Annotated in this window: 8 protein-coding genes and 1 pseudogene; all 9 read right to left on the bottom strand. The window is 49.8% G+C overall.

What is annotated here, in order from left to right; genetic code table 11:
• A pseudogene (locus H0Z23_RS05630) lies at positions 1–203 on the bottom strand (hypothetical protein); the annotation flags it as partial.
• Positions 203–1,414 carry a DegT/DnrJ/EryC1/StrS aminotransferase family protein gene (locus H0Z23_RS05625; RefSeq protein ID WP_296868086.1) on the bottom strand — a complete coding sequence of 404 codons (1,212 nt, stop codon included), beginning with the start codon at positions 1,412–1,414 and terminating at the stop codon, positions 203–205. The pseudogene H0Z23_RS05630 and the gene H0Z23_RS05625, both read right to left, overlap by 1 nt.
• Entirely contained in the window at positions 1,414–2,565 is a 1,152-nt protein-coding gene (locus H0Z23_RS05620; protein ID WP_296868083.1) for an iron-containing alcohol dehydrogenase, read from the bottom strand. Before H0Z23_RS05620 ends, H0Z23_RS05625 begins: the two co-directional genes overlap by 1 nt.
• Before the next feature lie 24 nt (positions 2,566–2,589).
• Entirely contained in the window at positions 2,590–3,750 is a 1,161-nt protein-coding gene (locus H0Z23_RS05615) for a glycosyltransferase N-terminal domain-containing protein (RefSeq protein ID WP_296868080.1), read from the bottom strand.
• An 85-nt stretch (positions 3,751–3,835) separates the two neighbouring features.
• Positions 3,836–4,843, bottom strand: a complete 1,008-nt coding sequence (locus tag H0Z23_RS05610) for a KpsF/GutQ family sugar-phosphate isomerase (RefSeq protein ID WP_296868077.1) — start codon at positions 4,841–4,843, stop codon at positions 3,836–3,838.
• Between the two features lie 2 nt (positions 4,844–4,845).
• Positions 4,846–5,694: a 3-deoxy-8-phosphooctulonate synthase gene (kdsA, locus tag H0Z23_RS05605; RefSeq protein ID WP_296868074.1), complete on the bottom strand. Its 849-nt coding sequence runs from the start codon at positions 5,692–5,694 to the stop codon at positions 4,846–4,848.
• Positions 5,688–6,431: a 3-deoxy-manno-octulosonate cytidylyltransferase gene (gene kdsB / locus H0Z23_RS05600; RefSeq protein ID WP_296868070.1), complete on the bottom strand. Its 744-nt coding sequence runs from the start codon at positions 6,429–6,431 to the stop codon at positions 5,688–5,690. The genes kdsA and kdsB overlap by 7 nt, the downstream gene beginning before the upstream one ends.
• Positions 6,428–8,728: a tetraacyldisaccharide 4'-kinase gene (gene lpxK / locus H0Z23_RS05595; protein WP_296868068.1), complete on the bottom strand. Its 2,301-nt coding sequence runs from the start codon at positions 8,726–8,728 to the stop codon at positions 6,428–6,430. Before lpxK ends, kdsB begins: the two co-directional genes overlap by 4 nt.
• Complete coding sequence (locus tag H0Z23_RS05590) at positions 8,682–10,430, bottom strand: ABC transporter ATP-binding protein (RefSeq protein ID WP_296868066.1); 1,749 nt, start codon at positions 10,428–10,430, stop codon at positions 8,682–8,684. Before H0Z23_RS05590 ends, lpxK begins: the two co-directional genes overlap by 47 nt.
• Between the last annotated feature and the right edge of the window lies 1 nt (position 10,431).

Genomic DNA, 10,431 nt, shown 5'->3' with positions numbered 1-10,431 from the left:
CGCTTGCCAGAGCCAAAGGCGAGGACACGAGACCCCACTTTCAACCTCAGAAACCGAGCAATGCCCCTCAACTTGGGAACATCAAATTCAAGTACCTCGGCCCCCATATTCCTCAACCAGTGGGCAATCCCCAAGGATTGGTTCTCGTGCCCCCTTATTCCATCCTTCAGTACTACAACCAGCTTAGGCCCATTTTGACTCATTATCTACCAAAGGCAGCCTTGAAGCCCTCGTTTATCCCCTTGGCCATCTTCTCCAGCCTGGCATCCTCCATCACTATGTCCAGCCCATAAACAGCAGTCCTGCTCAATATGTCGTGGGTCTTAGGCCACTCCACAGGCCTGTATGCCGGAACATAATCGGCATAAGGACAGTCGTAAGGGCACCTGATCCTGCTGTAGTAAGAGCCCTCCCTCAACGTCTGCCAGTGCCTGGCGTAATGCCACGTATTGCCTGCCAATATTCCACAAGGCGCTCCTGCTTCGCCTGCAGCCTTCTGAAAAGCCTTCGCCGTATCTTCGTCAGGGAAGATGAAGACAAGCTGAGTTGCAAGCTCTCCACTTCTATCTGGCAGATCCCTAAGTTTCACGCCTTCCGGGATAGTGACATTTTCCAGGATCTTCTTCTTATTTTCCCTGAGCATCCCTATTGCCTTGTCCAGCTTCTCCAGCTGCGCTAGCCCCAGGGCGCCTCTTATCTCGTCCATGCGGAAGTTGAAGCCCAAGCACGCCTTGCCCTCGGCGCCCCTTGGTATGCTCATGTCGTGCATGTGGCCGTGGTCGTGGTAATACCTCATGCGGTCGTAAAGCTCCTCATCGTCAGTCACTATTAGGCCGCCTTCGCCCACCGTAAGGAGCTTATAGGGGTCAAGGCTGTAGGTTCCCCATTTCCCAAAGGTCCCCACATAGCGCCCTTTATAGGTTGCGCCCATGGCCTGGCAGGAATCCTCAAAGAGGTAAAGCCCGTATTCCTCACAAAGCTCGGCAAACCTGTCCATGTCGGCAGCTCCTCCGAACATGTGAACAGGCATAATGGCCTTTGTTTTTTCAGTTATAAGATCCTCAACAGATTCGGGGTCAAGGTTCAGGCTTTCATCTATCTCTGCCAGGACAGGAACAGCTCCACACTCCAAGATAGCCTCTATGCTCGCTATGAACGTAAAAGGCGACGTGATAATCTCATCTCCTGGCCCAATGCCGCAGGCCCTCATAGCCACGTAAAGGGCTGCAGAGCCGCTTGAGACCGCAAGGCACTTCTTAGAGCCCATCTTCTCCGCTACGGCATCCTCAAACTCCGCCACCTTGTAGATGCCATCTCTCACATCCTGAAAAGAATATCTGTGCACTATCTTCCTCTTCAGGACATCTACTACGGCATCAATCTCCTTCTGGTCAAAAAGCTCAAATCCTGGCATTACTCCATCGCCTCCCTGTATATTTTCACGCAATCTGCAAGGTCCATCTTTCTGGGGTTGTTCTCCATCGGCCTTGATACCCCCATGGCCTTTATGGCCATTTCCTCAAAATGCTCTTCCTTTATGCCCACCTCAAGTTTGCTCAAGGTATTGGGAAGTTCCAGGTCCATTACCATCTCATCCAAAATCTCGCTGCAGGCTAAAGCTACTTCATGTATGCCCAAATTCCCATAACTTATCCCGCTCAGGAGCTTCGCCGCCTTGGCATACTTTGCAGGAGCAGCCAAACTGTTGAAACGGGCAACATAAGGCAAAAGAAGGGCATTAGCTACGCCATGGGATACTCCAAACATCCCGCCTAAAGGATAAGCCAAGGCATGGCAGGCTCCAACCCCAGCGTTGGCCAAGGCAACACCGCCGTAGAACGAAGCAAGCATCATCTCCGACCTGGCCTCCATGTCACTCCCGTTCCACGTGGCCACCCTGAGCCACCTTCCAACCCTCACCATGGCCTCTTCAGCAAACATGTCGCTAAAAGGAGATGCCTGGCGGCTGGTATACGCCTCGAGGGCGTGGGCCAACGCGTCCATTCCTGTAGATGCCGTGACATAAGGAGGCATGCTCACCGTAAGCTCCGGATCAAGCAAGCTGTAATCTGGGTAAAGCTTGTCGTCGTTTATGCCTCCCTTGACGCCGTCGCTCCTTCTGATCAAGACGGCAGTAAAGGTGACCTCCGAACCAGTTCCTGCTGTGGTAGGTATCATAATCTTGGGCACGCCTGGCTTTTTCACCAAACCTAGCCCTTGATATTTAGCCGCCGACCCTTCGTTAGTCACCAAGACACTGACAGCCTTGGCAACGTCCATGGAGCTTCCACCACCTAGGCCAACCACCAAGTCACAGCTTTTCTCTCTCGCAAGCTCCGCAGCCTTGTCCGTTGTCTCCACGGAGGGCTCTGGCTCCACCTCATCGAAAATAAAAACTTCTCTTCCTGTACCTCGCACAAAGGACGCAATCTTTTCCGCTACACCAAGCTCCTGCATGGTTTTGTCGGTCACAACGACCACTCTTTTAGCGCCAAGGCTATCCGCAAGGTCTTTAACCTTGGCGGAAGCACCCTGACCAAAAAACACCCTACCTGCCATATGCATTTGAAATTGCAATTCTTCCACCCCTCATTCCTGTATCATGCTTTCGTTTATTATCTCCCAATTTCTTAAAGCGGCACCACCAAGGTTTTCCACATAAGCTCTTGCCTGGGGCCGCATTACTTCCCCAAAGCTTTTCTCATTCAAAATCTCTTCCCACTCAGAAGCCAGTTCTTCTGCCGTCCTCACCACCCTGGCAGAAGAAAGCCTTATAAGCTCCCTTGAGGCCTCATAAAAATCATCCATAAAGGGGCCGTGCTGTATGGGAACCCCCCACGAAGCAGGTTCCAGGATGTTCTGGCCTCCCTTAGGCACAAGGCTCCCTCCAATGAAAGCAGCGTCCACCACGCCGTAAAGCTCAAACAAAACGCCGACCTGATCAACTATAATTATCTCCCAATCACGCTGCATCTGGGATAAAAGAGCAACTCTCTTTCCCGTCTTTGAAGCTGCTTCAGATGCCAATTTCTTAGCCCTCTGGGGGTGCCTTGGCACCAATATCAAACGCACTTTATGCCCCTTATATGTAAGCCTACTGAAGGCATCTAGCACTACATCTTCCTCTCCTTCATGGGTGCTGCCGGCAAGGAGAACTTTGCTCCCTTCCAGATTGAGCTTCTTCTTTAAGCCCTCTACATCTACAGCTTGGCGCCTTGCAAGGAGAGCATCTATTTTGCAGTCTCCAGTCACTACAACTTTATCAGGCCTTACGCCTATCTCTATAAACCTCTTTGAATCAGCTTCAGTTCTGGCCATTATTTTCCTGAAATTCTCAAGCAAAGAACACCAAAGCTTTCTATGCTTCAGCGCCTTCCTGAATGAGCGCTCTGAAAACCTGGCATTGGCCAAAAAAGCCGGAATGTTTCTTTTCTTAAGCCCATAAAGCAGGTTAGGCCATACTTCCGTCTCAACCGCTATATATGCCCTTGGGCTTATCCTGTCCAAAGCCCTCTTCACCACCCATGGGGCGTCCCAAGGATAGTAAATCAGCCTTACACTGTCACCCAAAAGCTTGCGGGCCATACACCTACCCGTAGGGGTGATGGTGCTAAGCAAAGCGCTACAGCTTGCTGCGTTTCCCATAGCTTTCACCATGGGAAACGCAGCCTGGACCTCCCCCACCGACACGGCGTGGATCCAGAAAGAGCCTTTCTCCAAGTCTTTGTAGTACCCCAGCCGCTCTGCCAACCCCTCCCTATAACGAAGGGCAAGGTAGGGAAAAGCGGCCAGATAAGCTAAGCTTGAGACTGCCCTGTAAAGTTTCTTCTGCAGGTTACGCCACCCCAGCTTTCAACAGGTCGTGGATGTGAACGATTCCCACTACAACCTCATCTTTGACGACGGCAAGGCAGGATATCTCCGATTCCTCCATAATATGAACTGCCTCCACCGCGAGCTTCTCTGGCTGTATGAATTTAGGGCTTTTAGTCATGACGTCCTCTATCCTGAGCCCCATCCCCTGAGGCCCCTGGTCCTCCAAAAGGCGCCTCAAGTCTCCATCGGTAAATATCCCCAGAAGCCTCCCTCGATCATCGACCACGATGGCAGCCCCGTAGCCTTTGCTGGTCATCTCAAATATAGCTTCCCTCACAAAGGTCTGAGGGCCCACCAAAGGCAGCCTCTCCTTGCTTCCCATAACATCCTCTACCCTTAAAAGAAGCCTTCGCCCCAGAGAGCCTCCGGGGTGAAACATGGCAAAGTCCTCTTTTCTTATACCCCTGAGCTCCGTGACCATCCCTGCCAGGGCATCTCCTACCGCAAGCTGGAGGGTAGTGCTGGAAGTTGGGGCAAGCCCCAACGGATCGGCCTCTGCCGTCACACCAGTATCAATCACTATATCGGCATTTTGGGCCAATCGGGACGTAGGGTTCCCCGTGAGGGCTATTATGACGGCCCCCAGGCGCTTGAAATAAGGCAGTATCTCCAAGGTCTCCCTGGTCTCGCCGCTGTTGCTCAAAAAAAGCCCTACATCCTCCCTGCACACCATGCCCAAATCTCCATGGGCTCCTTCCGCCGCATGAAGGAAAAAAGCCGGGGTGCCTAAAGAAGCAAAGGTAGCAGCGATCTTGCGGCCTATAAGCCCTGACTTTCCCATGCCCACTACGACAAGCCTGCCGCTGGCATCGTGGATTGCCCTTGCAGCCTCCACGAGCTCAGGACCTAACCGCTCTGCTGCCCGCCTTAATTCTTCCGCTTCAGAAAAAAGTATATTTTTACCCAAACTCTGAAGATAGCTATCCTCTAAGTTCTTACTTTCTCTTTCCCATGGAAGGGCGATCATAGCTATGCCTCCTCCGCAAGGTTTACATAACCTATGGCCCTAGCTGCCTCATGGATCTTTTTGACCTGCTTTAGGAGCTTCTCCAGATCTGAAAGAGGAACCATATTGGGGCCATCACTTTTGGCCTTATCCGGCTCAGGATGAGTTTCAAGGAAAAGAGCATCTATACCTATGGCGACTGCGGCTCTAATTAAAGGCAACACAAATCGCCTATCCCCACCACTTCTTTCTCCTTGGCCTCCAGGCATCTGGACGCTGTGGGTGCCGTCGAACATCACAGGATATCCGAAGGATCTCATTATCGGCAGGGATCTCATGTCCACCACTAGCTGGTTGTAACCAAAAGTGGTTCCTCTTTCACAAAGTATTATCCTGTTGTTGCCAGCTTCCAGGCATTTTCTTGCAGCCTGGGCCATATCCCATGGAGAAAGGAACTGCCCCTTCTTTATGTTTATTACCTTGCCCGTCCTGGCAGCGGCCACGAGAAGATCTGTCTGCCTGCACAAGAAAGCCGGAATCTGCAAAACGTCAGCCACCTCGGCAACCCTTGCTGCCTGCCATGGTTCGTGAATATCCGTCAATATGGGGTAACCTGTCTTTGCCTTTATCTCCGCAAGCCAATTGAGACCTTTTTCCATACCAGGCCCCCTGTAGCTGTGGATGGACGTTCGGTTAGCCTTATCAAAAGAGGACTTGAAAACATAATCCATCCCCAGGCTGCTGCATACCTTGCCAGCTACCTGGGCTACCTCAAGAGCCAAATCCAGGCTTTCAAGAACACACGGGCCAGCTACCACAAGCAATCTCTCCTCGCCCACCTTGTAATTTCCCAAAGAAAAGCTTCTTACCATTTGAGATCATCTCCATGCTTCTTTAAATATGCCTCCAGCCTCTTGACGTCCTCAGGCGTGTCTATCTCTATGGTATCCTCCATTACAGGAACGCACTTTATCTTCCGGCCCAGTTCAAGTACCCTCAACATCTCCAGGCTCTCGGAACGCTCCAATGGCGTCTGCTTCCAGCTGGCAAACTCCAGCAGAAAACCTTTCCTGTAGGCGTAGGGCCCTATGTGCTTGTAATATGAGGCACCCTTAACTCGAGGATAAGGAATCACAGAACGGCTAAAATACAACGCCTTAAAATACTGGTCGAAAACCACCTTCACTATATTGGGGTCTTCCACCTCGGAAGGCTTCTCTATCTCCTTCACCGCCAATGCGAGGTCGCAATCCTTATCTTGCGCCAAAGCCTCTATAAGGGAACCTATCATCTTGGGCCCCACAAGAGGGTCATCTACCTGAATATTAAGGACCATATCTGAATCTTCCACTCGGCTTACGACCCACGCCACCCTGTCTCCACCACTTGGAAGCTCAGGGGGAGTCATCATGGCTTCTCCCCCGTCCTCTCTAACCACTTCAGCTATGCGCTCATCATCTGTGGCCACTATTACCCTATCTAAAAGAGGGCATCTTCTAGCCTGCCTCAGCACCCTTATGACCAAAGGAATCCCTGCTATCTCAATCAAAGGCTTGCCTGGAAGGCGAGTACTCTGATAGCGAGCAGGAATTACAGCTAACGTCCTCATAACACATGTTCCCCCTCTTTTACAAAAACCTTATCCAGGTGCTTCCACACCTGACACCTTTTCTTCCATCCTAGCTCCTTTAGAGCATAGCGCACTACATCTTCTACCGCGCCAGAAGGTCCCATCATAGAAACACCAGCTTTCGACATCCTAGCGTGCCTGCCAGAATTATTAAGTATGGCTAAAGCCTCTCTGGCCAAAGCATCACTGCTGGGCCCCACCAGAACTTCTGATTCTCCAAGAAGCCTTTTTTGCACCAATTTACCCTTCTCCAGTATGGAGACCACTGGCACGCCTAACCCAGCACAGATCTGGTTGGCCGTCCCACCAAGGCCTATAACGACCTTAGCCCCTCGAGCTACCATTCCAACCTTCTCCCTGGTCAGAACCACCTTGGTCCTACCTGAAGGGCCTATCAGTAAAGAGTCTTCAAACTTTTCCCAGCCTTCCAACGACTCCAAAAGACGCTTTTCATCTATAGTTGCCGCTAGGACCATTACAAAATGACACGTTTTCTTTTGATTTATCAACTCCGCAGCTTCCAGGAGCATTTTGACATCTTGATATGCCCTCTTACGGCTACCAGGCAAAAGAAGCACCCCGGGCAAATCTTCTTTCCAAAACATGCTCTTTTCACAAACATTATCACCGGCAAGATCCATAATTGGATTACCACAAAAGACGGCATTTACCTTTCTTTTCACCATCTTATCCCTGGTTTGGCTATCCCTGGTCCATACGCACCTGGCCCTCTTTCGCAGCAAAAAATACTCAAAACTGAAATGCCCTCTATTTTTTTCCGTCTTTGCAGTAGCCAAAAGAACCGGCATACATCCTTGCCCCCACAAGACGTTGAGAAGCAAATAAACGTCTCCTACACAGAGGACCGTCCTTATTTTTCCTCTTAAAGCTTTCCAAACTTTCATCTGCTCCGACAGATTACGCAAAAGCCCTCTTTTTAAATCCCTTAAAAGATCCTTCAAGTGATACTTTATCACACCCTCGCTGGGCATTTCATATGGTGGCGCACAAACCTTCACGCCTGCCTGTTCGTATTCCTTTCCACTGCCTACAAGAGGAAAAGCCAAGACCTCTGCATCAGGCAGCTTTTCCTTCAGCTTAGCCGCCAACAGGGAACCTATAGCATCCTCTCCATAGCCGTTGGATGCTATAACTATCCTGGGCCTCAATGCATCAATCAATTTTTTGATGAATCTCTCCTCTTCGGCAATTTTAGTCCTAACTTTTGGAACAACGACCTCAAAGGGAAACTTGTATCCCTTAGGCAAATTCAAAATATCCTTCTCTGTACATACTACAAATTGGGCTTCTTGTTTCCTGTACTCCTCTTCTATCTGCACGAGGTCTTTCTTGCTGAACTTATGATGATCCCTGAAAACCAGGTGGCCCTGGATCTCTACCCCTACTCGCCTCAAGAAAGCTTCAAAGCTCGCCGGGTTCCCTATGGCAGAAAAAACCACTGCTCTACCCTTAGGGGGAACCTCAAGCTCCTTCCAATTGCCATCCCAAAGAGCCCAGCTATCAAGCTCAAGGTGGGCCTCAAATATAAAGTCCTTATCCAGGTATATGGCAAGTTCATCCTTGATCTTTTCAATGGTTGCTCTTTCCACCTGGTCAGCTTTCGTTATAATCGCAATGTGAGCCCTACTTATAGCGCTTTTGTTTTCCCTCAAAAGCCCCGCTGGGAAAACCCTACCGCTCCCCCAAGGACAAGTAGCATCCACCAAAAGGACATCTACATCCCTTCCCATCTTCCTGTGCTGGAATGCATCGTCTGCAATCACTAAATCCACACCGTCTTTAGCAAGAATCTGGATGCCTTCAACCCGGTCGGAGGAAACGCAAACGACAGCTCTCGGCAACTTCTGAGAGAGCAAAAACGGCTCATCGCCAACTTCATCAGGTGAAAAAGACGTCCCTTCCCTCATCACACGAGTCCCTTTACTCTTTTTTCCATAGCCTCTTGAAACAATACCCACTTTAAGACCACAAGAATCGAAAAGGCCGGCCAGCATCTCCACTACGGGAGTTTTATTGGTCCCACCTACCGTAATATTCCCCACGCTGACCACTGGAACTGGCACTTCAAGGCTTTTAAACATACCGTGATCGTAGGCCTTGTTGCGCAGAGATGACAAAAAATCCGCCAACCACCCTAACGGCACCATGCCCCACCAAAAGGGGCTTGACTCTTCTCCTCTTGTAAAACGTAAGTAATCCACCAGGGCCTTACTCACCATTGCCATCTCCAAACTGCAACTCGCAGAGCCTGGCATACAGCCCTCCGCGTTTTATCAAGCTATCATGAGTCCCTTCTTCCACTATGGTCCCTTTATCCAAAACCAAAATGCGATCTGCCTCTTTGACCGTGGCAAGCCTATGGGCTATAACAAACGACGTCCTACCCTCAGAAGCTTTTCTTAATGCCGCCTGAATCTCCTGCTCCACCACCGCATCCAAAGAGGAAGTGGCTTCATCCAGTATCAATATCCTGGGATCCCTTATTATGGCCCTGGCTATCGCAAGCCTCTGCCGCTGGCCACCGCTTAGGGTAACTCCCCTCTCTCCTACTTCGGTATCGTAACCATCAGGAAGGCTCTCTATGAACTCCCTTATTCCCGCCATCTCTGCTGCCTTCTTAATGCTCTTGAGGGTGGCTCCCGGAAAGCCGTAGGCAATGTTGTAAGATATGCTTCCTTTAAGCAGCAAGGGATCCTGAGGCACCATGCCTATCTGTCTTCTCAAGGACTTGAGCTCTAAATTACGAACGTTAACCCCATCTATGAAAACCCCACCTTTTTGGGGATCATAGAAACGAGGGATCATATCTACCAATGTAGACTTACCCGCACCGGTAGGACCCACTATGGCGACCTTCTCTCCCGGATAAACGGAAATGTCGATATCCTTCAATATCCACTGCTCATTCTGATATGCAAAGCACACGCCCTTATAATCCACCTTCCCAGCTACACTGGACAGAACAATGGGCTTTTTGGGGGGAGTTATTTCATTTTTAGTATCTATTACTTCGAATATACGCTCTGCTGAGGCCATGCCCTGCTGAATCTTGGCCACCACCCTAGAAAAGGTCCTTATTGGCTGAACTAAAAGGGCCAAATACCCTAAGAAGGCTATGAGCTCTCCAGGAGTCATCTCGCCTGCTACGACTATCCGGCCGCCAAACCAAAGAATGAGGGATAAGGCCCCTATCAATATGACCTCTATGATCCCCGACAGGGCCGCATTCACCTGGGTCCCCCTCATCAGGGCCTTGAAGTGGGCCTGATTGCTATTTTTGAACCTTTCATACTCCTCGTCTTCAGTTGCAAAGGACCTAACTATCCTTATGCTTGAAAGGGCTTCATAAGCTATGGAAGAAAGGGCCGCTAGCTGGCTCTGTATATCATGGCCAACAGCCCTGAGCTTTTTAGATGCCTTGTCTAAAACCCACGCGGCAATGGGCAAAATCACAAAAGTTATGGCCGTAAGCTTCCAGTTTAAGTAGATCAAAAAGCAAAGCATTCCTACGAAGCTAAGGCTCTGAACAACCAAATCTATAACAGCTGTTGTAACCATCTCTTGAAGCTTTACCACATCATTGGTTATACGAGAGACTAACTCCCCCACCCTTGCACCATATATGTAGCGCAGCGACATCCTCTGCATATGGTCGTAAAGCTCAAGCCTCAAGTCCATAACTACTCTCTGCCCAACCCAGTTCATCAAATATTGCTGGCCGTAATAGGCCACATTCTTAAGCAAATACAAAAGAACCAAGCCTAAAGCCAGCAGGTTCAGCATGAACAAATTTTTACTTATAAGAACATCGTCCACAATGTTCTTCAAAATCCATGGGGCTATAACCGTAAATGCAGAAGCCATAACCATACACACAAGAGCAGCACCTATCCTGCCCTTATAAGGTCTGGCATATTTTAAAAGCCTTAAATACAAGCTCTTCTTTTTACCAAACATA

Origin of the sequence: Thermovirga sp., assembly GCF_017656375.1 — a bacterium.
In the GTDB taxonomy this organism is placed as follows: Bacteria; Synergistota; Synergistia; order Synergistales; family Thermovirgaceae; genus Thermovirga.
This window is presented reverse-complemented; position numbering and strand designations above follow the sequence as displayed.

What these genes read in the sequence shown, in the direction of transcription:
- H0Z23_RS05620 (WP_296868083.1), bottom strand. Translation starts at nt 2,565, where the DNA reads ATGCATATGGCAGGTAGGGTGTTTTTTGGTCAGGGTGCTTCCGCCAAG.
- H0Z23_RS05610 (WP_296868077.1), bottom strand. Translation starts at nt 4,843, where the DNA reads ATGATCGCCCTTCCATGGGAAAGAGAAAGTAAGAACTTAGAGGATAGC.
- H0Z23_RS05625 (WP_296868086.1), bottom strand. Translation starts at nt 1,414, where the DNA reads ATGCCAGGATTTGAGCTTTTTGACCAGAAGGAGATTGATGCCGTAGTA.
- kdsA (WP_296868074.1), bottom strand. Translation starts at nt 5,694, where the DNA reads ATGGTAAGAAGCTTTTCTTTGGGAAATTACAAGGTGGGCGAGGAGAGA.
- kdsB (WP_296868070.1), bottom strand. Translation starts at nt 6,431, where the DNA reads ATGAGGACGTTAGCTGTAATTCCTGCTCGCTATCAGAGTACTCGCCTT.
- lpxK (WP_296868068.1), bottom strand. Translation starts at nt 8,728, where the DNA reads ATGCCAGGCTCTGCGAGTTGCAGTTTGGAGATGGCAATGGTGAGTAAG.
- H0Z23_RS05590 (WP_296868066.1), bottom strand. Translation starts at nt 10,430, where the DNA reads ATGTTTGGTAAAAAGAAGAGCTTGTATTTAAGGCTTTTAAAATATGCC.